At 71.7% G+C, this 20111-nt stretch carries 18 protein-coding genes; 4 read left to right on the top strand and 14 right to left on the bottom strand.

The features are described from left to right. Nucleotides 1-79: 79 nt before the first annotated feature. The 4 genes from ligD to J7I98_RS24230 form a co-directional block, all read right to left on the bottom strand. Nucleotides 80-994 (bottom strand): non-homologous end-joining DNA ligase, encoded by a 915-nt coding sequence (gene ligD / locus J7I98_RS24215; protein ID WP_214925333.1) that lies wholly within the window; start codon nucleotides 992-994, stop codon nucleotides 80-82. A gap of 262 nt (nucleotides 995-1256) precedes the next feature. Then, nucleotides 1257-3131 carry a transketolase gene (locus J7I98_RS24220; protein WP_214925336.1) on the bottom strand — a complete coding sequence of 625 codons (1875 nt, stop codon included), beginning with the start codon at nucleotides 3129-3131 and terminating at the stop codon, nucleotides 1257-1259. Between the two features lies 1 nt (nucleotide 3132). Next, the gene (locus J7I98_RS24225; RefSeq protein ID WP_214925337.1) at nucleotides 3133-4482 is read right to left on the bottom strand and encodes an NAD(P)/FAD-dependent oxidoreductase; all 1350 of its coding nucleotides are present in this window, start codon (nucleotides 4480-4482) and stop codon (nucleotides 3133-3135) included. 133 nt (nucleotides 4483-4615) lie between these two features. Then, a complete protein-coding gene (locus J7I98_RS24230; protein ID WP_214925339.1) occupies nucleotides 4616-5080 on the bottom strand; it encodes a phage holin family protein in 465 nt (154 codons plus the stop codon). 132 nt (nucleotides 5081-5212) lie between these two features. On the opposite strand from J7I98_RS24230, the gene J7I98_RS24235 reads away from it, so the two are divergent. Beyond that, nucleotides 5213-6022, top strand: coding sequence for a class I SAM-dependent methyltransferase (locus J7I98_RS24235; RefSeq protein WP_214925341.1), 810 nt, complete (start codon nucleotides 5213-5215; stop codon nucleotides 6020-6022). Nucleotides 6023-6250: 228 nt separating this feature from the next. After that, entirely contained in the window at nucleotides 6251-6607 is a 357-nt protein-coding gene (locus tag J7I98_RS24240) for a VOC family protein (RefSeq protein WP_214925344.1), read from the top strand. A gap of 15 nt (nucleotides 6608-6622) precedes the next feature. On the opposite strand, the gene J7I98_RS24245 is transcribed toward J7I98_RS24240, so the two are convergent. From J7I98_RS24245 to J7I98_RS24260, 4 genes are all read right to left on the bottom strand, one after another. Continuing rightward, entirely contained in the window at nucleotides 6623-8596 is a 1974-nt protein-coding gene (locus tag J7I98_RS24245) for a DUF5107 domain-containing protein (RefSeq protein WP_214925346.1), read from the bottom strand. 175 nt (nucleotides 8597-8771) lie between these two features. Continuing rightward, nucleotides 8772-9308: a GNAT family N-acetyltransferase gene (locus J7I98_RS24250; protein WP_214925353.1), complete on the bottom strand. Its 537-nt coding sequence runs from the start codon at nucleotides 9306-9308 to the stop codon at nucleotides 8772-8774. A 12-nt stretch (nucleotides 9309-9320) separates the two neighbouring features. Further along, nucleotides 9321-9560, bottom strand: coding sequence for a lipopolysaccharide assembly protein LapA domain-containing protein (locus J7I98_RS24255; RefSeq protein ID WP_214925355.1), 240 nt, complete (start codon nucleotides 9558-9560; stop codon nucleotides 9321-9323). Nucleotides 9561-9653: 93 nt separating this feature from the next. After that, complete coding sequence (locus J7I98_RS24260) at nucleotides 9654-11456, bottom strand: CocE/NonD family hydrolase (protein WP_214925712.1); 1803 nt, start codon at nucleotides 11454-11456, stop codon at nucleotides 9654-9656. Between the two features lie 210 nt (nucleotides 11457-11666). On the opposite strand from J7I98_RS24260, the gene J7I98_RS24265 reads away from it, so the two are divergent. After that, nucleotides 11667-12155 carry a DinB family protein gene (locus tag J7I98_RS24265; RefSeq protein ID WP_214925715.1) on the top strand — a complete coding sequence of 163 codons (489 nt, stop codon included), beginning with the start codon at nucleotides 11667-11669 and terminating at the stop codon, nucleotides 12153-12155. Nucleotides 12156-12175: 20 nt separating this feature from the next. On the opposite strand, the gene J7I98_RS24270 is transcribed toward J7I98_RS24265, so the two are convergent. The 5 genes from J7I98_RS24270 to J7I98_RS24290 all read right to left on the bottom strand — a co-directional run bounded on the left by J7I98_RS24270 (nucleotide 12176) and on the right by J7I98_RS24290 (nucleotide 18884). Next, nucleotides 12176-13111, bottom strand: a complete 936-nt coding sequence (locus tag J7I98_RS24270; RefSeq protein WP_214925358.1) for an LD-carboxypeptidase — start codon at nucleotides 13109-13111, stop codon at nucleotides 12176-12178. Next, entirely contained in the window at nucleotides 13108-15111 is a 2004-nt protein-coding gene (locus J7I98_RS24275) for a prolyl oligopeptidase family serine peptidase (RefSeq protein ID WP_214925366.1), read from the bottom strand. The genes J7I98_RS24270 and J7I98_RS24275 overlap by 4 nt, the downstream gene beginning before the upstream one ends. A 22-nt stretch (nucleotides 15112-15133) precedes the next feature. Beyond that, nucleotides 15134-16513: a M20/M25/M40 family metallo-hydrolase gene (locus J7I98_RS24280; protein WP_214925369.1), complete on the bottom strand. Its 1380-nt coding sequence runs from the start codon at nucleotides 16511-16513 to the stop codon at nucleotides 15134-15136. Beyond that, the gene (locus tag J7I98_RS24285) at nucleotides 16506-17339 is read right to left on the bottom strand and encodes a M55 family metallopeptidase (protein ID WP_214925372.1); all 834 of its coding nucleotides are present in this window, start codon (nucleotides 17337-17339) and stop codon (nucleotides 16506-16508) included. The genes J7I98_RS24280 and J7I98_RS24285 overlap by 8 nt, the downstream gene beginning before the upstream one ends. Nucleotides 17340-17471: 132 nt before the next feature. Beyond that, entirely contained in the window at nucleotides 17472-18884 is a 1413-nt protein-coding gene (locus J7I98_RS24290; protein ID WP_214925718.1) for an NAD(P)-binding domain-containing protein, read from the bottom strand. Nucleotides 18885-18975: 91 nt separating this feature from the next. Here J7I98_RS24290 and J7I98_RS24295 point away from each other — a divergent pair, with 91 nt between their 5' ends. After that, the gene (locus J7I98_RS24295) at nucleotides 18976-19338 is read left to right on the top strand and encodes a helix-turn-helix transcriptional regulator (RefSeq protein WP_214925375.1); all 363 of its coding nucleotides are present in this window, start codon (nucleotides 18976-18978) and stop codon (nucleotides 19336-19338) included. Between the two features lie 4 nt (nucleotides 19339-19342). Here the strand turns inward: J7I98_RS24295 and J7I98_RS24300 are convergent, their stop codons facing one another. After that, nucleotides 19343-20080 (bottom strand): class I SAM-dependent methyltransferase, encoded by a 738-nt coding sequence (locus J7I98_RS24300; protein WP_214925378.1) that lies wholly within the window; start codon nucleotides 20078-20080, stop codon nucleotides 19343-19345. Nucleotides 20081-20111 lie beyond the last annotated feature (31 nt).

Raw genomic sequence — 20111 nt, forward strand, 5'->3', positions numbered from 1 at the left:
GGGCGCCTCCGTCACGTCGAGGAAGACGTGGCAGCCTCGGTCGTGCGAGCACCCCCCGGCGGCCGGGCCAAACCCCGTGTCAGCGCAGGGAGTTGAGACGCTTGCGGGCCGGTCCCAGGGCGCGGGCGCGCGACGACAGGCCCGACCACGGGTTGGCGCGGGCCTGCTCCAGCACGTCCTCGACGTCCGTCGCCGACCAGCGCCGCGCCGTCAGGTCCTCGTCGTCGAGCTGCTCCCAGGAGACCGGCGCGGCCACGGGCGCGCCGGGCCTGGGCCGGATGGACCAGGGCGCTACGGCCGTCTGGGCGTAGGCATTGCGCTGTACGTCCAGATAGAGCCGGCCGCCGCGTGACTGTTTGCGTACGGCCGTGGTGAGCCGGTCCGGGTGGCGCGCGGCGAGGGTCTCCGCGACGTCCGTGGCAAACGCGCGTGAGTCGTCGAACGTGGTGTGACCGCTGAGGGGCACGATCACATGCAGGCCCTTGGATCCGGTGGTCATCAGGGCGGAGGGCAGCCGGAGTTGGTCCAGCAGCTCACCGAGTCGCAGCGCCGCGTCGCGCACGGCGGGGAAGTCGTCGCCGGGAGGGTCGAGGTCGAAGACGAGACGGTCGGGCCACTGGACACGTCCGGCCCGCGACAGCCAGCGGTGCAGGGTGATACACGCCTGGTCGGCCAGAAAGACGAGGGTCGCGCTGTCGTCGCACACCGTGTGCGTGACGGTGCCGCCCTCCTTCTCGACCTTCACGCGGCGCACCCAGTCGGGATAGTGGTCGGGGGTGTCCTTCTGCATGAAGCGATGGCTCTCGATGCCGTCGGGGTGGCGTTCGAGCATGAGGGGGCGGTCGCGCAGGTGCGGGAGCATGGAGGCGGCGATGCGGCGGTAGTACTCGGCGATGTCGGCCTTGGTGAGGTTGCAGTCGGGGAAGAGGACCTTCTGCGGGCGATGGATTTCTACGGTGCGGCGGCCCGCGCGCACGCGCGTGGTGTCGGTCATGGTTCCTCCTGTCGCGAGCGCGGCGTGGGCGGCGGGGGCGTGGGCGTGGGCAGGTTGCCTGCGGCGCTTTCCCCTCCCCGCCCCTTTCCCGAAGCTGGGATTTTCCGGACGGGCCGGAAATCCAGCCCGGCCGGCGTTTGAGGACGCTCCCCTACGCCTGGGGCGTCGGGGGACCCCCAGAAGGGCGGAGCCGGGGGTCTGGGGCGGAGCCGCACATGTCACAGCCAGGGCGCCCCGCCACCCACACCCCACCGCGCGCCGTTCACCGTACGATCGCCTCCTCCACCAGGAGTTTCACCGCGGCCGCGATCGAGTCCGCGTCGATGCCCGACTCGCTCAGCTGCTCCGCCGCGGTCGCCGAACCCGGCATGTTCCGCACCCCCAGCCTCACCAGGCGCGGGACGGGCCGGCCGTCGGCGAAGACCTCCGCCACCGCGTCGCCGATGCCGCCCTCCGGGTGGTGGTCCTCGATCGTCACCAGGCAGCCGGTGAGTTCCGCCGCGGTCTGCACGGCCTCCGCATCGACCGGCTTGACCGAGTACAGGTCGACGACCCGCACCGTGATGCCGTCCTCCGCGAGGACGTCCGCCGCGCGCAGCGCCTCGTGGACCGTGACGCCCGCGGCGAGCAGCGTCAGCCTGTCGTCGTCGCCGGACCGCAGCAGCGTGCTGCCGCCGACCGGGAACTCCTCGTCGGCGCTGTAGATCACGGGCGTTGCGCCCCTGGTGATGCGCAGATAGCGGATGCCGCGCGTCCTGGCGTCGCCCTCCGCCATGCCGGCGACGAGCTTCGCCGTCTGGTTGGCGTCGCACGGGTAGAGGACCGTGCTGCCGTGCACGGCGCGGAAGAGCGCCAGGTCTTCGAGGCCCATCTGGGAGGGCCCGTCCTCGCCGATGGCGACACCGGCGTGCGAGCCGACAAGGTTGATGCCGGCCCCGCCGATCGCGGCCATCCGTACGAAGTCATGCGCGCGGGTCAGGAACGCCGCGAAGGACGAGGCGTACGGAACGTATCCGCGGGTCTGCAACCCCACGGCGGCAGCGACGAGTTGCTGCTCCGCGATGTAGCACTCGAAGAACCTCTCGGGGAACTCCTTGGCGAAGGTCTGGGACCGCGTCGAGTCGCTGACCTCCCCGTCCAGGGCCACGACGTCCCCGCGCGCGGCGCCGACCGCGGCGAGCGCCGCGCCGTACGCGTCACGCGTGGCGACCTTGTCGCCGAACTCGTAACGGGGCAGGTCGAGTTGACCGGCGACGGTGGCGGGCGGTGTCGGCGCCGGATCCGGTTTCTGTACGTCGACGTGGATGGACCGCAGCCCGCCCAGCTCCGCGATCGCCGCCTCGGCGTTCTTCAGCGGCTTGCCGTGCCTGCCCTCACGGTCCTCGACAGCCGCGACGCCCCTGCCCTTGTGGGTGGCCGCTATGACCGCGGCCGGCCGGCCGATGGTCGACCGGGCCTCGGCGAAGGCGAGGTCGATCGCCTCGGGGTCGTGCCCGTCGACCTCGATCGCGTGCCAGCCGAAGGCGTGCAGTCTGCGGCTGTACGCCGCCAGGTCGCGCCCGTGGCGGGTGGGGCCGCGCTGCCCGAGCCCGTTGACGTCGATGACCAGGGTGAGGTTGTCGAGGTGCTGGTTGGCGGCGTGTTCGACGGCCTCCCACACCGAGCCCTCCGCCATCTCGCTGTCGCCGCTGAGCACCCAGACGCGGTACGGGACCCGGTCGAGCCGCTTGCCCGCGAGCGCCACTCCGACGCCGACCGGCAGCCCCTGCCCCAGCGAGCCGGTCGCCACGTCGACCCACGGGAGGCGAGGCGTCGGGTGGCCTTCGAGGCGGCTGCCGCGTTGCCGGTAGGTCAGCAGTTCCTCGTCGTCGATGGCGCCGGCCGCCCGGTACATGGCGTAGAGCAGGGGCGACGCATGGCCCTTGGAGAGGATCAGCCGGTCGTTTCCGAGGTGGTCGGGGCGGTCGAAGTCGTAGCGCAGATGCCGGGCGAGGAGTACGGCGGCGAGGTCCGCCGCCGACATGGACGAGGTGGGGTGGCCCGACCCGGCGGCGTCGGCGACGCGCACCGAGTCCACCCTCAACTGCTGGCCGAGCTCGGCAAGTTCCGCCAGTTCCGCCCGTTTCCTGCTTTCCATGTCACTCCTTGTGCGGGCGTTCGGGTGCGCCTGCGACCTTGGCCAGTTCGGGCGACGAGGTGTCGAGCGGCACCGACCAGGAGCGGACGAGGCCCAGCTGCACGGCCTGGCGCGGCAGTACGGCGTCGAGCAGCCAGTCGGCCGCGACGCGCACCCGGTTTCCGGGCATGGCGGCGAGGTGGTAGCCGCGGGTGACGGCACCGGCCAGGGGCCCCGACAGCGGCACGCCGAGCGGATTGGCCGCGGCCTGCACGCCGCCGAGGTCGACGGCGAAGCCCAGGTCGTTGTGGCTGTACGTGCGCCGCATCCCGTGCCCGAGGGACGCGGCCACGTTGCGGCCCGCCACCTTCCCCTGCCGGGCCGCGTGCTGCGCGGTCATCGGCGTATACTCGCCCGGCCTGGTCAGGTCCGGTACGGCGGCGGCGTCCCCGCAGGCGAAGACCTCCGGGTGACCCGGCACATTCAGCTGCGGGTCGACGACGAGACGCCCGCGCTCGACGGGCAGGCCGAGACCGGACACCAGCGGGTCGGGCCGTACGCCGACGCACCAGATCAGCGTCCTGGTGTCGACGAACTCCCCGTCGTCCAGCAGGACACCGGCCGGGGTGGCCTCCTTGACGGAGGTCTCGGTCCGTACGTCCACACCGCGCTCGCGCAGGACCCGGTCGGCGGTCTTCGAGAGCCGCCGGTCCAGCTCGGGCAGGACGCGTGGCGCGATGTCGAGGAGCAGCCAGCGCGGCGTGTGCCGGCTGTGCTGCCAGGCGCGCTGCTTGCGGACGAGCGCGTCGGTGAACATCTTGCCGTGGGCGGCCACTTCGGTTCCGGTGTAGCCCGCGCCGACGACGACGAACGTACAGCGCGCGGCGCATTCGGCGGGGTCGCCGGTGGCGGCGGCCAGCTCGATCTGGCGGGTGACGTGGTCGCGGAGATAGAGCGCTTCGGGCAGGCTGCGGAAACCGTGGGCGTGCTCCGCGACGCCCGGGACCGGCAGCAGCTTGTTGACGCTGCCGACGGCCAGCACGAGCCGGTCGTACGTGAGCTCGCCGGTGTCGCCCTCGGGGTCGGTGTAGTGAACGGTCCGCGCTTCCAGGTCGACCCGGTCCGCTTCACCGAGGACCAGCCGTACGTGCGGCAGCGTCCCGGGGAGCGAGACCGTGACCCGGCGGGGTTCGAGGATTCCGGCTGCGACCTGCGGGAGGAGGGGAAGGTAGAGGAAGTAGTCGGTCGGGTTCAGCAGAACGATTTCGGCCGGGTCCCTGAGCTGCCTGATCTGCCGGGAGAGGGTCCTGGCGGCCTGGTGGCCGGCGAAGCCTGCTCCGACGATGACAATGCGGGGGCGTTCTCGTGTCACTGCACTTCACCTCTTGCGGGGGTGGTGGCGGTGGACGGACAGGGTCATTACGCAGCGTAATCGTCGGCACACTGAGTGTACGTCGGCGCGCGTGGCACCAACAACCGCAGCCGGGCGCCGCCCGCCCTCGCCGTCACTCGCCGGAGTGCAGGCGCCCCGGGCCGTGGGGCGCCGCCGGCGGTACGGGCGGCGCCGGTACGCCTCCCGGCGAGGCGGCGTCCGGAGGGGTGACGGGCGGGGCGGTCGGCGGGGCGACTGACGGCGCGAGGGGGACGCCGAGCTCGGGGCCGTGCGTGGGCGCACCACCGACGACTGATCCCCCCGGCCTGCCCGCAGGGCGACGCGCGGCCTGCCTGAGTGCCACCGCCACACCAAAGAGCACGATGCCCGCGACGAGCGCGGCCGCCCAGGCGGGCAGGACGAGGTCAAGTACGAGTACGAGGAACGCCGTGACGGCAGCACCCGCGTACAGGGCCGCTGCTCCGGATCCGGCGTGGAGGCGGGCCGTGCGACGCCGCTTTGTGGCCTGTTCGCGCAGTTCGTCCTTGAGTGTTTCGCGGACGGCCTGTGCGATCTGTTCCGACAGGTTGGTGTCCATGGGGCGGCGAGTACCCGGCGGCCCCGGCGCTATTCGCACACAACGGCTTGTCCACATCGCGAGATTCGAGTCTCACAATCCGACATGAGGGCGTAGCGTGCGCGTATCGCTTCCGAGAGAAGGAGTACGACCATGCCGAAGGAGACCGCCGTCTACACCCACGGCCACCACGAGTCGGTGCTGCGCTCGCACCGCTGGCGGACCGCCGCGAACTCCGCGGCGTACCTCATCGGCGAACTGCGCCCCGGACTGGACGTGTTGGACGTGGGCTGCGGCCCCGGCACCATCACGGCCGACCTGGCGGCGCTCGTCGCTCCCGGCCGGGTGACGGCGGTCGACGCGGCCGACGACGTGCTGGAGCAGGCGCGGGAGGTGGCGGCCGAACGGGGCCTGAACAACGTGGAGTTCGCGGTCGCCGATGCGCACGCTCTCGACTTCCCCGACGACTCCTTCGACGTCGTCCACGCCCACCAGGTCCTCCAGCACGTCGGCGACCCGGTGCAGGCCCTGCGCGAGATGCGCCGCGTGTGCCGCCCCGGTGGCATCGTCGCGGCGCGCGACAGCGACTACGCGGCGATGACCTGGTTCCCCGAGGTGCCCGGCATGAACGAGTGGCAGCAGCTGTACGGCCGGGTGGCCCGCGCGAACGGAGGCGAGCCGGACGCCGGCCGCCGACTGCTCTCCTGGGCCCGCAGCGCCGGCTTCACCGACGTACGGGCGTCGGCGGCGGCGTGGTGTTTCGCGACCCCCGAGGAGCGCGCGTGGTGGAGCGGCCTGTGGGCGGACCGTACGACGAGCTCGGTGTACGCGCGCCTGGCGGTCGAGGGGGGCCATGCGCGGGTGGAGGAGCTGGGGGCGATTGCGGGGGCGTGGCGCGAGTGGGGCGGCCGGGACGACGCGTGGTTCATGGTGCCGCATGGGGAGGTGCTGTGCCGGGTGTGAGGCGCGGCGTGTGCGGTGCGGCGCGTGAAGTTCGGGTTGCCTGCGGCGCTTTCCCCTCCCCGCCCCTTCCCGAAACTGGGGGCAAGCCCCCAGCCCCCCAGGGACTGGATTACCAGCCCCTGGGGGTCCCCCTGGACGTAGTCCTTGGGGGAGTTTGAGGAGCGGGGTCTGGGGCGGAGCCCCGGTTCGGCCGCCGCACCCGCACCCGCACCAACTACCCTGATCCTTATGGAGATCCTCGGAACCACGCTGCGCATCTGCGTCGACGACCTGGAGGCCACGGTGGCCTTCTACGAACGCCTCACCGGAACCCGGGCGCTGCGCTTCGAGCGCGGCGGGGTCTCAGTCGCAGCGGTCGGCTGCTTCCTCCTGATGAGCGGCCCCGAGTCGGAACTCGAGGTGCTGCGCAAGGTGTCGGCGACCATCGCCGTCAAGGACGTGGACGAGGCGGGCGCCGCCCTGACCGGGGCCGGCGCCCGCATCATCGCGGGGCCCGTACCGACCCCGGTGGGCCGCAACCTGATCGCCGCCCACCCGGACGGCTCCGTCTTCGAGTACGTCGACCGCCGCGCCGCCGCGTCCTGAAGCCTGCTTATCCGCCTAGCCCGCCGCGGTCGGCCGCATCCGGTAGTTGTACGCCTCCGGAAGCGCCTCGTCGCTGACCGCGGCCCAGACCTCGCCCAGCGTCTCCGCGCCCTCGCGCAGGTCGGCCACCTCGATGCCCGCGTCGAGGATCGCGCGGGCGGCCTCCGCATCGCCCTCCGCCACGAGGAGTTGCGCTTCGATGAGCCGGAAGCGGCCGCTCCCCCGCACATCGGGACCAAGCCCCTCCCAGACCGCGCGCGCCCCCTCCGCACGCCCCACCGCGAGGAGCGAGGCGATCGCCTCGCGGCCCAGCGCCGCGCCCGCTGCCGCCCAGGCCTCACCGTCGCCCCGCTCCCGGCACAGGTCGTCAAAGGCCTCCGCATAACGGTCCGCGGCGCGCTGGAGGTGGCCCGCCTCCCGGTCGGCAACGGCCAGGCAGCGCAGCAACGGCCAGCGGCTGGCCGCGAGTTGCAGGCCGCGCTCCCAGCTGCGCACCGCCTGCGCCACATCGCCCGCGTGCCACTGCGCGACGCCCAGGTGGTACTCGGTGAGGGGTTCCGCAAGGGCGGTTTCCAGCATGTCGCGCCAGTGCGGTGCGACCAGCGAAGGCCCCGGCGGGGCGGACATGCCCGCATCGGGGAAGGTGCCGCTGCGCAGCAACTCCGCCCAGGGCTCCTGCTGTTCCCCCAGCGTCGACTCGCCGAAGGGCGTGCCGGGCAGCTTCAGACCGCCCCGCAGGACTTCGAGCGCGCCCCATCCCAAGCCGGTGGCGAGCGACTCCCCCGGCTCGTGGTCGGCGTACGGCCGCCACGCCTCGTACGCCGCTTCGACCTGCGCCCGGGGCAGCGCCTCCTCCAGCCGCGCCCCGACCTCCCCACGGGCTGCGCCCCAGTCCGCGCCGTGCACCGCGGCGGGGTCGGCGGCCAGCGGCCCGTACGCCTCCAGCCAGCTGAACTCGGCGCCCGCCTCCAGCGGTACGTGCTCCAGTTGCGTACGGGCGAGCCCCGCCTGGATCTCGGCGTAACCCGGCGTCCCCGCCTCCGTCAGCCACTGCTGCCAGCGGCGCCCGCCGCGCGCCGCGCCCCACAGGAAGAGCTTGCGGCCGCGCAGCAGATCGGTGGAGGTCTGGACGAGCCCCTGCCCGTCGGCGCCGAGCGAGGCGACCCACTTCCGCTGTTCCTCGGGCACTTCGTAGAAGTAGTCGGCCGGGTACTCGCTGCGCAGCGGATACGTACGGTCGGCGCCGTCGAACTCCGGCACCGGCACGCGCCGCAGGCTGCGTTCGTACCCGAAGTGCCAGGCCTCGTCCGCCGGGGCGAGGACCCGGGTCGTCTCGTCCTCGGGGACCGCGATGTTGGACCACCAGTAGACGGGTGCGGTCAGCTCGTGCGGGTTGCGTATGCGCACGCCGACGTACAGGAAGTCGGAGTCGGCCGGCAGCCACAGGTCGACCTGGAAGGGCAGGTCGCGCAGCCGCTCCCACTCCCAGAGCCTGACCATCTCGCCGCCGTCGGGGGCGGGGACGACGGCGGCGTGCAGCGGGGCGCAGGACAGGGTCGTGTGCCCGGTGGCACCGATGTTCCACTCGACACCGCCGGAGAACCAGGCGCCGTTGAGCGCGAAGTCGGCGGGCTGGAACACCGGGTTGCGGTAGAGGAGTTCACGGCCGGTCGGCTTGTGGAACAGCGAGTGCACGCGCCCGCCGAGTCCTGGCAGTACGGTCGCCCGGAGCCGGTCGTTCTCGATGACGATCGCGTCGAGTTCCGTCTCCGTACGCTCGCGCCCGTACCCGTCGAGGACGCGTACGGGCAGGAGGGTGCGCAGCGGCTCGTATCCGACCTGCCTGGCCATGTCGCGCGGCAGCTCCGCGCGGGACCGCTCGTCGATGACGTGCGACTCGTCGAGGGGCCGCAGTCCTGGAAGCGGGTTCTCCGGCCCCAAAGGGGCGGCAGGCAGGGTCAGTACGGCACGTCGCACAGTCGTGGCCAAGGCAACCTCACTCCCTCACACGGGCGGCCGTCCGCCGGCGCCCGACGACCATCGGAACATGCCGGGTGCCGCCCTGACCAGGGGATCCCTGAGCCAGTACGTCAGCCTTCGGCAAAGGCCGCCACGACGAGGCCGGCGAGAAGGGCGTCCGGGGGGGCAGGCGTCGCCTCCGCCGTCAGCGGGCGCCCCGCATCTCCACCGTGATCGCCCACCGTTCATGGTCGCGCCACGCCCCGTCGATGAAGAGGAAGTCCGGCGAGAAGCCCTCCCGCCGGAACCCCGCCCTCCGCACAAACGCGATGGAAGCCTCGTTCCCGGGCTGAACGTTCGCCTCCAGCCGGTGCAGCCCCAACGCCCCGAACGCGTACCCCAGCACCAGATCGAGGCCCTCGCCCATCAAGCCCCGCCCGGCGGCGTGTGCGAACGCCCCGTACCCCAGTGCCCCGCACTGGAAGCTGCCCCCGACGATGTTGTTGATGTTGATGAAGCCGGCGATCCGTCCGCCGCCCGACCGCTCGCAGACCAGAAAGCCCTCCCTGGCCGGGTCGGCGATGAGCTGCCCCGCGTACGCCGCGTACGCGGGGAGCTGGTCCGGCGGGAAGAGCCAGGGATGGTGCAGGCTCTTGCTCTCCCGCGCCCGCGCCGTGAATTCCTCCGCATCGTCGGGCCTGAAGTGCCGTATGCCCGCACGCGGGCCCTCAGCGAGATACATGCCCCCCACACTTCACTTGCGTCTCTTGATGAAGTAACCGCCGCACAGCGCCCCGATGACCGCCATGGCGAGCAGCGCCAGATAGAGCGGCATGGTGACTTCCGGAATCAGAAGGCGGACCTTGACCTGACGGGTGTTCTCGAAGATGAAGACGAGCGTCAAGATCACGATCAGGATAATCGCAACCCTGGCGGGCGTGATCCTGCCGTCCGCCCGGCGCCAGTCGCCGCCCGGTCCGTCCTTGGGGCTCATGCTCCGGCCCTTTCCTGGAGTGCTGGGGGTCTGCGTCCAGGATGTGGGGATCCTGGACGCGCGGGGCGGTGGAGCGGGCCGTACGGGTGACCGTCAGCCCAGGGAGCCCCTGATCACAGGGAGCTCCAGCACGCCCGTGTCGTCCGGCTCGCTCACTACCTTCACCGGCTTGATGCCCCGGTTGCCGTAGTACGCCCCGTCGCTCGCCGCGATGACGAATTGCAGGCGGTGCCCCTTCTCGTAACGGTGGACGATGCCGGGAAGCGTGACGGTGAAGGGCCGCGTCACATCGGGCACGCGCACCGGCGCGATCAGCCGTCGGACGAGCGTCTTCGTGCCGTCGGGCGCGACGTCGTACAGCTTGGCGAAGAGGACGAGCTTGTCTGCGGCGTCGCCGGAGTTCTGTACGCGCTCGGCCCTGGGCGAGACGACCTCGAGGGTCGCCTTCGGTACGCCGACGACATCCACCGGGGCCTTGAGCGGCTTGGTGGACCAGCCGAGGTAAGTGCCCTTGGTGTCATGGGGCTTGGGGTCGATCATGCCGAGCATCGGGGCGAGCGAGGTCTCCGAATGGCTGGTGGGGATGCTCCAGTTGCGGTACTTGCGCGCACCGGGCACCACCTTGGCGCGGTTGTCGACGAGCTTGCCGTCGCCGGAGAGGTAGACCTTCTGCGACAGGGCGGGCGGCGCGGCAGCCGTACCGTAACCGCTCTGCCAGTCGCGGTAGTAGGCGAAGGACGGGCCCGTGTCGGTGCCCCGTTTCCCGTGCAGATAGCGATCGAACCAGGCGAGGATGCGCTTGCCGACGTAGCTCGTCTCCAGATTGCCCTCCCCGATGTTGAGTTCACCCGGGGCGGGGTCGCGGAAGCCTCCGCTGTGGCCCCAGGACTGCCAGATCATCTTGGTCTCGGTGCCCTGCGCCTTGAGGGTCTTGTACGTCGCTTCCGCCTCGTTGAGGTTGAACAGGCTGTCGGCCTGGCCCTGGATGATCAGGGTCGGTGTCCTGACCCGGTGGAGGTACGAGGCCGGGGAGACACTGCGCGCGAAGGCGAGCATCTCGGCGGTGCGGTCGGCGGGGTAGCGGCCCGAGGTCAGCAGGCGGGTGGTCCGGCAGACCTCGGCGACGAAGTGCACGCAGCCACCCCTGCCCAGGCGCGACGGATCGAGCCTGGGGTTGAGCAGGCCCTGGGCCTCGCCCATGAGGAAGAACGCGGACGTCCACTGGTACTTGTACGCACCGGGCGTGACGGGCGTGACCTGGTCGTTCGCGTTGTTGGGGTCGATGGCGTAGGCGAGGTCGTTCCAGGTGATGAGGGGGACGAGCGCGTCGAGGCGGCGGTCCTTCGAGGCCGTCGACAGCTGGATGGAGCCGCCGTACGAGCCGCCCATCATGCCGACGCGCGGGTCGCCCTTACGGTCCTTGGTGACGTAGTCCGCCCGGGTGCCGTCGTCGGCCGCGCGGCTGCCGCCCAGGAAGTCGATCAGACCCGAGGTGGCCCTGCCGTCGATCTCGGGGTCGTTGAGGGAGATGAGGCAGCCCGACTCGCCGAAGCCGAGGCCGGAGTAGGCGAGGGCGACATAGCCGCGGGTGGCGAAGGCCTTGGCGATGGCGTCGGTGGAGCCGTCGGCCTTGCTGCCACCGAAGCCGTTGGTGGTGAGGACGGCGGGAGCGGGGCGCGTCCTGTCGACTCCGGCGGGGCGGTAGAGGTCGGCGTCGACGGTGCACTTCCTGTCGCCCGCATCGACCGTGAAACTCAGTGGGGTGACGGTGTATTCGGCTGCCGCACCGGCCTGGCCGGGTGCGGAGAGGGCGAGGGGCGCTGCCAATGCCGCACCGGCGGCGAAGACGATCGGTCTGCGGGACGCGGGCGCGGAGCGGCGGCGACGGGACGGCATGAAGACCTCCACACTGAGGAACACCCAAGGCACCTTACCGGCCAGTAAGGATCGACGGCGGTCATTGCTGTGACACGTGTCATACCACTGTCAACGTTGAGGACACGCATGCTTGATGGAAAGTCAGAAAAGATGAAGCGGCCTCGGCCGGACGGCCGACCGGAAGCGCTCGCGTCCCGTTGTCAGACCCGGCTGTTACGTTCGGGCATGATGAAACACGTTCCCTTCACCGGTGATGAGAAGGAAAGTCTCCAGGTCAGCCTCGACCGGCACCGCGATGCGGTGCTGTGGAAACTCGAAGGCCTCGACGACGAGCAGCTGCGACGGCCGATGGCGCCGTCGGGGACCAATCTGCTGGGTCTGGTGAAGCATCTGGCGAGCGTCGAGTACGGCTGGTTCTGCACCACGTTCGGGCGCGAGACCGAGCCGCTCTGGTTCGATCCGGAAGAAGACATGGTCGTGGCCGCCGGCGAGTCCACGGCGGACATCGTGGAGCTCTACGGCCGTGCGCGGGCCGCCGCCGACCGGGCTATCGCCGAGCTCGACCTCGACACCCTCGGCACGTCGTGGTCGGGCAATACCGTGTCGATGCGGTGGGTGCTCATCCACATGCTGGAGGACACCGCACGGCATGCGGGCCATATGGACATCCTGCGCGAGCTCATTGACGGCGCGTCAGGCGACCATCCGAGGGCCTGACCTCCGCCCTCCCGTTCGCTTCAGCCGAGGGCGGGCACATCGAGCGTGAGGGTGCCGGTGTCCGTGTCGAGTACGGCGGGCAGGCCGAGCGGCATGGTCAGAGCGGTCGCGCAGTGGCCGAAGCCCAGCTCCTCGACGACCGGCACACCCAGGGTGACCAGCCGGTCGTACAGCAGCGTCCGCACCTCCTGCTCGTACGGGCCGCACTCCTCCCAGGAGCCGAGCGCGACGCCCGCGACGCCGTCCAGCCAGCCGGAGCGCAGGAGTTGGGTGAGGATCCGGTCGAGGCGGTACGGCTCCTCGCCGATGTCCTCGATGAGCAGCAGGCCGCCGCGCACCGAGGCTCTGGCGTGCGGGGTTCCGAGGTCGGCGGCGAGCAGGGAGACACAGCCTCCGAGGGTGATGCCGCGTGCCCGGCCGGGGACCAGCGGTCGCGCCGTCTGCAGGCCGAGGGTCATGACCGACTCGGGTTCGAAGAGCGTGGCCCGCAGTGATTCCCGGGTGCGGGGGTCCTTGAGGAAGGACATCGTGGCGACCATCGGGCCGTGCAGGGTGGACAGGCCCAGCCGTACGGCGAACGCCTCGTGCAGCGCGGTGATGTCGCTGTAGCCGACGAACACCTTGGGCCCGGCCGCGCGCATCGCCGCCCAGTCGACCAGGTCCACCATGCGCTGCACGCCGTACCCGCCCCGCGCGCAGATCACGGCGTCCACCGACGGGTCGCACCAGGCCGCCTCCAGGTCCCTGGCGCGCGCCGCGTCCTCGCTCGCGAGGTAGTCGAACTGCCGGTGCCGGTCCACCACATGGGGCGCGACCACCGGGTCGAGGTCCCAGCCCCGCAGGATGTCGAGGCCCGCGTCGAGGCGCTCCTGGGGGACGGGACCGCTGGGTGCCACGACGGCGACGCGCGCCCCCTGTTTCAGTCGCGCGGGCCTGGTCAGCGGCGTAAGGGTCACTTCCTGAGCTCCAGCAGGGGTACGTCGTTGCGGTCGATGCCGAAGGTCTGGGCGTAGAGGGAGAGCTCGGCCTCGAGCGCCCGGGCCACCGTCTCGGCCCTGCGGAAGCCGTGGCCTTCCCCCTCGAAGGCGATGTAGGCGTGCGGGATGCCGCGGCCCGTCATCCGTTCCAGGAACCGCTCGCACTGCACGGGCGGGCAGATCACGTCGTCGAGGCCCTGGAGCAGCAGGAACGGTGCGGTGATCCGTTCCGCGTGCTGTATGGGTGAGCGGTCCCGGTACCGGCCGGGGCAGGCCTCGTGCGGGCCCACGAGGCTCTCCGTGTACTGCGACTCGAAGTCGTGGGTCTCGTCCGTCGCCCAGCCGGTCAGGTCGAGGATCGGGTAGAGGATGGTGGCGCAGGCGTACACATCCGTGGTGGTGATGGACGCCGCTGCCGTCCAGCCGCCCGCGCTGCCGCCACGGACACCGATCCGGCGGGGGTCTGCCGTGCCCTCCTCGGCCAGGGCGAGGGCGACGGCGGCGCAGTCCTCGACGTCCACGACGCCCCACTGCTCGCGCAGTCGGTTGCGGTACTCGCGGCCGTACCCGGCGGATCCGCCGTAATTGACCTCGGCGACGCCGATGCCGCGCGAGGTGAAGTAGGCGATTTCCAGGTCGAGTACCAGCGCGGCGCGTCCGGTCGGGCCGCCGTGGGCCCATACGACGTACGGCGGCAGTTCGTCGTCGGGCGCGATGTGGCCGGGGTTGTGCGGCGGGTAGATGTGGGCGTGGATCTCGCGGCTGTCGGGGCCTGTGAAGGTGCGGAGCTGTGGCTCGGGGTAGTACGCGGGGTCCACCGGGTCGTCGTGGGCGGAGCCGATGACGCGGGTGTGGCCGGTGCCGGTGTCGAGCTCCACGACCTCGTACGCGCTGCGCGGGCTTGCGGCGACGCCGACGACGCGGCTGCCGTTCGCGGCGAGCGTGGGGGCCCATTCGGTCCAGGGGCCCGCGGCGTCGACGAGTTCGCCGCTCTCCGGGTCGAGGATGCCCAGCGCCGTGGTGCCGCTGCCGTGGATGACGGCGATCAGGCCGTTGTCCAGGGGGTGGAACCAGCGCAGCCCGATCTTCCAGAGCGGCCCGCCGAACTCCTCTGGGCGCCCGCAGAGCGTCACCGCTTCCGGGTGGGGGTCCGCGATATCGGGTACGCAGTACAGGTTCCACCAGCCGGTGCGGTCGCTGGTGCACAGCAGCTGCCCGTCGGCGGTCCAGTCGATCTGGGCGATCGACTCGTCGGGCCCGCCGAGGAGGCGCCGTGCGCCCTCGAAGGTGCCGTCCTGCGTGACGTCCGCGAGGATCACCTCCGTGCCGTCCCAGGGCATCCGGGGGTGGTCCCAGGCGATCCAGGCCGCGTGGAGCCCGTCCGGCGAGACGCGGGGCCCGGTGACGAAGCGGTGCGCGTCGTCGGAGAGTTCCCGCACGGCGGCGCGGTCGTCGGCGGCCGAGCCGTCGAGCGGTACGGCCGCGATGACGCGGCGTACGTCGGTGGGCGCCTCGCCGGTGAACTCCTCCAGCACGCACCACACTTCGCCCGCGGCCCCGCCTTCCGGGCGCAGCTGCGGATCGGCCCAGCGCAGCCCGCCGCCGGTCTCCGACACCGGGGTGAGGGGGCGGGGTGCGGCGCCGGGGACGTCGGGTTCGTACGCGTAGAGCCGCTGGTCGGGGAAGTGCACGAAGACGACCAGGGCGCCGCCCTCGTCGCGCACCGTGCCCGCCCAGGGCTGTCCGCCGTACTCGATGACTCTGCTGCGTACGTTCCAGGGGGCGGGCAGGACCGATTCCTCGCCGCCGTCCGCCCGCCGCCGCACCAGCGCGCGCCGGCCGCCCTCGCCGGGCCGTGGCTCGGTCCACCACACCTCGTCGCCGACCATGCCGACGTACTCCGGGTGGCCGTCGTGTGTGGCGGCGAGCGCGGCGCCGATCGGCGACGGCCAGCTTCCGTACGGCCCTGAGGGCACCATGCTTCCCACTCCCCCTGTGCGGCTAGGCGGTTCGCAGATAGTGGTCGAGTACCCGCACACCGAAGTGCAGGGCTTCGACCGGTACACGTTCGTCGACGCCGTGGAAGAGCGCCTGGTAGTCGAAGTCGGCGGGCAGCTTGAGCGGCGAGAAGCCGTAGCCGGTGATGCCGAGCCGGGAGAACTGCTTGGCGTCCGTGCCGCCCGACATGCAGTACGGCACGACATGCCCTTCGGGGGCGAAGCGTTCCACGGCCGCACGGAGTTTCGCGTACGTCGGGGAGTCGGTCGGCGCCTGGAGGGCGACCTGCTTGTGGTGGTACTCCCAGTCGACGTGCGGCCCGGTGAGCAGATCGAGGGTCTGCTCGAATTCCTTCTCGCCGCCGGGCAGGAACCGCCCGTCGACGTAGGCGGTCGCGCGTCCGGGGATGACGTTGACCTTGTATCCGGCGTCGAGCATGGTCGGGTTGGCGCTGCCCCGTACGGTCGCCTCGACTAGCTCCGCGGCGGGTCCCAGCTTGTTGAGCAGGGCGTCGACGTCGAAGTCGGGCGCGTCGAAGTCCGGTGCGTCCAGTGCGTGCAGGACCGCGAGTTCGGTGATGCTGGCGCGGACGGTCGGGGTGAGCCGTACCGGCCATTCGTGCTCGCCGATCCGGGCGATGGCGGCGGCCAGTCTGCTCACCGCGTTGTCGCGGTTGACCTTGGAGCCGTGTCCTGCCGTGCCGACTCCGGTGAGGCGGAGCCAGCCGGTGCCGCGCTCCCCCGCCGCGATCGGATAGATCTCCATGCGGGGGCCCGCGTGGAAGGTGTAGGCGCCGGATTCGCTGATGCCTTCCGTACAGCCGTCGAAGAGCTCGGCGTGTTCCGCGGCAAGGAAGCCGGAGCCGTCTTCCGCGCTGGCCTCCTCGTCCGCGGTGAAGGCGAGCACGATGTCGCGTCTCGGTCTGGTGCCGGATCTCGCCCAGGCCCGTACGACCGCGAGGACCATCGCGTCCATGTTCTTCATGTCGACCGCGCCACGGCCCCAGACCACTCCGTCGCGGATCTCCCCGGAGAAGGGGTGCACGCTCCAGTCGGCGGGCTCGGCCGGTACGACGTCGAGGTGGCCGTGGACGAGCAGTGCGTCGGCGGTGGGGTCGGTGCCCGCGATTCGGGCTACGACGTTGGTGCGTCCGGGGGTGCGTTCGAGGAGCACCGGCTCCAGGCCGGCGTCGGCCAGCCGCTCCGCGACGTACTCGGCGGCCGGGCGCTCGCGGCAGTCGCCGCCGCCGCGGTTCGTGGTGTCGATGCGGATGAGATCGGACGTGAAGGCCACGACCTCGTCGAGCGCGAGCGCGTCGATCACTCCGTCGCCGTCCGCCCCGTCGTCGGTCGCCCCCGCGCCGACCGGCTGCTTGTCAGCCATACTGCTCCTCCACCGCGGACGAGACGATCGTCGTGACCGCCTTGAAGGTACGAATGGCCTCATACATCGTGCCGCTGGTGTACGCGACACGCCGTTCCCCGGTCGGCACCACCCCCGGCACGACGGTGGCGACCCCCGAAAGGTGCTCCGCGTCGAACTCCAGCTCCACGGTGAACGAGCCGCCGATCACGGGTTCGTGGCGAATGGCGAGGGCCGCCGCCTCCTTGGCGGCGGCCCTGATGCCGGCGGCGGTACGGGCCGGGGTGCGGCAGACCGCGGCGTACCGCGAGACGTAGTCCTTGACCGGGACCTTGCGGGCCGCGGGTGCGTACCCGTCGGCGTCGCGGCAGGTCATGTCGTCGCCGGTGACGAGCACGACCGGGACGCCGTACTCCGCGACGACATGGGCGTTGAGCAGGCCCTCGCTGGCCCGTTCGCCGTTGAGCCACACGCCCGTGATGGAGTTGGCCAGGTAGGTGTGCGCGAGGACGCCCTCGGTGCCCGCGCCGGTGTGGTAGCCGACGAAGGCGATGCCGTCGACGTCGCCGTGCTGCACGCCCTCGACCATGCTGAGCGACTTGTGCCGGCCGGTGAGCATCTCGGCGCGTTCGTCGAGTTGTTCGAGGAGCAGGTTGCGCATGGTCCAGTGCGCTTCGTTGATGAGCACTTCGTCGGCGCCCCCGTCGAAGAAGCCGAGCGCGGCCGCGTTCACGTCGGAGGTGAACATGGGGCGGCAGCGCTCCCACTGTGGCGTGCCCGGAAGCACATCGGCAGGCCAGGTGACGCCGGTGGCGCCTTCCATGTCGGCACTGATGAGGATCTTCACGGTGCTCCAGTCCTACGGCAGGCGAGATGAGATCTTCATGTCGCGTTACGTTACGCGCTGGAGAACACGCGGGCCAGGTTCAGACGGATGGCCTCACCGGCCCGGCCGGGCCGGCCGGGCCGGCCCACCGGGTCAGCAGCCGCCCGAGGCGGCAGGGGCGCCGATCTGAAGCGTCGTGGGCGCGGCGCAGCAACCTCCGCCACCCTCGCCCTCGGCCTGGGCGGCGTCGGGCTCGTCGAAGAGGCCCGCGCCACCGCACACCCCGGTTTCGGGCAGGGTCAGCTCGACGCGTCCGGCGGCTTCCGCGTCTCCGGCGAGGTGGGCGGCGATGGAGCGGACCTGCTCGTAACCGGTCATGGCGAGGAAGGTGGGCGCGCGGCCGTAGCTCTTCATGCCGACCAGGTAGACGTCCTGCTCGGGGTGGGACAGCTCCTTTACGCCGTGCGGGTAGACGGTCCCGCAGGAGTGCTGGTTGGGATCGATGAGCGGAGCAAGTTCCGTCGGGGCCTGGAGGCGTTCGTCGAGGCCGAGGCGCAACTCGGAGACGAACGACAGGTCGGGGCGCAAGCCGGTCAGGACGATGACCTCGTCGACCGGGTCGAGGCGGCGGCCGTCCTCGGCCACGAGCACCAGCCGGTCGCCGTCCTTCTCGACGGCGGCCGTACGGAACCCGGTGACGGCGTCGGCATGTCCGTCGTCCACGGCCGCCTTGGCCGCGAGTCCGAGCGCACCGCGGGCGGGAAGCTGGTCGTCCTCGCCGCCGCCGAAGGTGGAGCCGCCGATTCCGCGCCGCAGGACCCATACCGCGTGGGTGCCGGGGGCGTCCTTGGCAAGTTCGGCCAGGTAGGCGAGTGCGGTGAAGGCGGACGCGCCGGATCCGATGACGGCGGTGCGCCTGCCCTCGTAACGGGCCCGTACGGCGGGGTCCTTGAGGTCGGGCACGCGGTACGAGATGCGCGCGGCCGCAGCGCGCTCACCGAGGGCCGGGAGGCCGTCGCCGCCGATGGGAGCGGGGGTCGCCCAAGTACCGGAGGCGTCGATGACGGCGCGGGCGGTGATCCGCTCCTCGGTGCCGTCGGCGTACCGGACGTGGACGGTGAAGGGCTGCCGCTCGCGGTCGGCGTCGACGACCCGGTCCCGCCCGAGGCGCGATACGCCGGTGACGCGGGCGCCGAAGCGAACTCTGTCGCCGAGGACGTCGGCCAGCGGCTGGAGGTAGTCCGCAGCCCAGTCACCGCCGGAGGGGTACGTCGCCCCGTCCGGCGCACTCCAGCCGGTCGGGGCGAGCAGCTTCTCGGCCGCCGGGTCGACCACCTCGGCCCAGGGGGAGAACAGCCGCACATGGCTCCACTCGCGGACGGCGGCACCCGCGCCCGTGCCGGCCTCCAGAACCAGCGGCTCGATGCCGCGTCCGACGAGATGGGCGGCGGCGGCCAGGCCGATCGGGCCGGCTCCGATCACGACGGTGGGCAGGGCGCTGGTCTGCACGGTCACGGTGACTCCCCAGTTGATTCGACATACGTCGATGACTTCGCGGCCCAGCATGGCACCTGATTCGACGAACGTCAACATAGACAGCTATCGAATCAGCATCCGCATCGATGATCCTTGGTTCGACGTGTGTCAACATAGACATATGTCGAATACCGAGGTGCTGCCGCTGCTGGAGCCGGACCTGGCGGCGCCGTGCTGCCCGCCGCTGACCGAGCGTCCCCTGACCGCCGAGGAGGCCGTCCGCACGGCGGCGATGTTCAAGGCGCTCGGCGACCCGGTCCGCCTGCGCCTGTTCTCCCTGGTCGCCTCGCACGAGGGCGGCGAGGCGTGCGTGTGCGACATCTCCGACGTCGGCGTGTCCCAGCCGACCGTGTCGCATCACCTGAAGAAACTGAGGGAAGCGGGCCTGCTCGCCTCCGAGCGGCGCGGGACCTGGGTGTACTACCGGGTGGAGCCGTCCGTACTGGCGGCCATGGGCCACATCCTCGGGAGGGTCGCCGCGTAACGCGTCATTCCGGACTCCGCGACGGACGGCCCACGACCAGCCACGCCGACGGCAGCTCGATGCGCATGCCGTCCGCTCCGGCCTCCGTTGTCGTCAGCGGCAGTTCCCCGCTCGCCAGGATCGTGAGCCCCGCCGACCGGAACAGCCCGCTCAGCTCCGCGTCCGCCATCTCGCCCGGCGCGATGCCGTGCTCGAAGACCGGCCGGAGCTTGGGCGGCGGCCCGGCCGGCCCCTGCGCCAGGCCCATCAGCACCGGCCGCGCCGCCTCCGAGAGCTCCACCACGAACGCCCTCCCCCGCTCCCCCACCAGCGCCGCGACGGCGTCGGCCACCGGCTGCCGGTCGGCCGCCTCGCACTGGTGCAGCACGCCGCGCATATAGACCTGCGCGTCCCCGAGCCCGGCGCGCAGTCGCTGTACGGCCGCCCCGTCCGCCGCGTCGAGCTGCTGGAAGTGGATCCGGCTGAGCGGGTCGTTGCGTTCGGCGTGCTCGATCGCCGACCCCGCCAGGTCGACTCCCATCACCTGGGGGAAGCGGTCGGCGAGGAAGAGCGCCTGCGTGCCGTTGCCGCAGCCGAGGTCGACCACGGGCAGGGCGGGGTCCGTCAGGTGCGGCTCGAAGAGGGCGAGGTGGAGCTCGGCGGTGAGGGCGGGTTCCGCGTCCCAGAAGACCGCCCCCGGCTCGTGCGAGGCATCCCGCCAGAAGCCCTCCCAGGCGTCCTTGTACCGGCCCGTCACGCTCATGCTCAGCTCCCCAGGATGTGCCCGATCTCTG

It is taken from the genome of Streptomyces sp. ISL-98 (assembly GCF_018614055.1).
Classification (GTDB): domain Bacteria; phylum Actinomycetota; class Actinomycetes; order Streptomycetales; family Streptomycetaceae; genus Streptomyces; species Streptomyces spiramyceticus.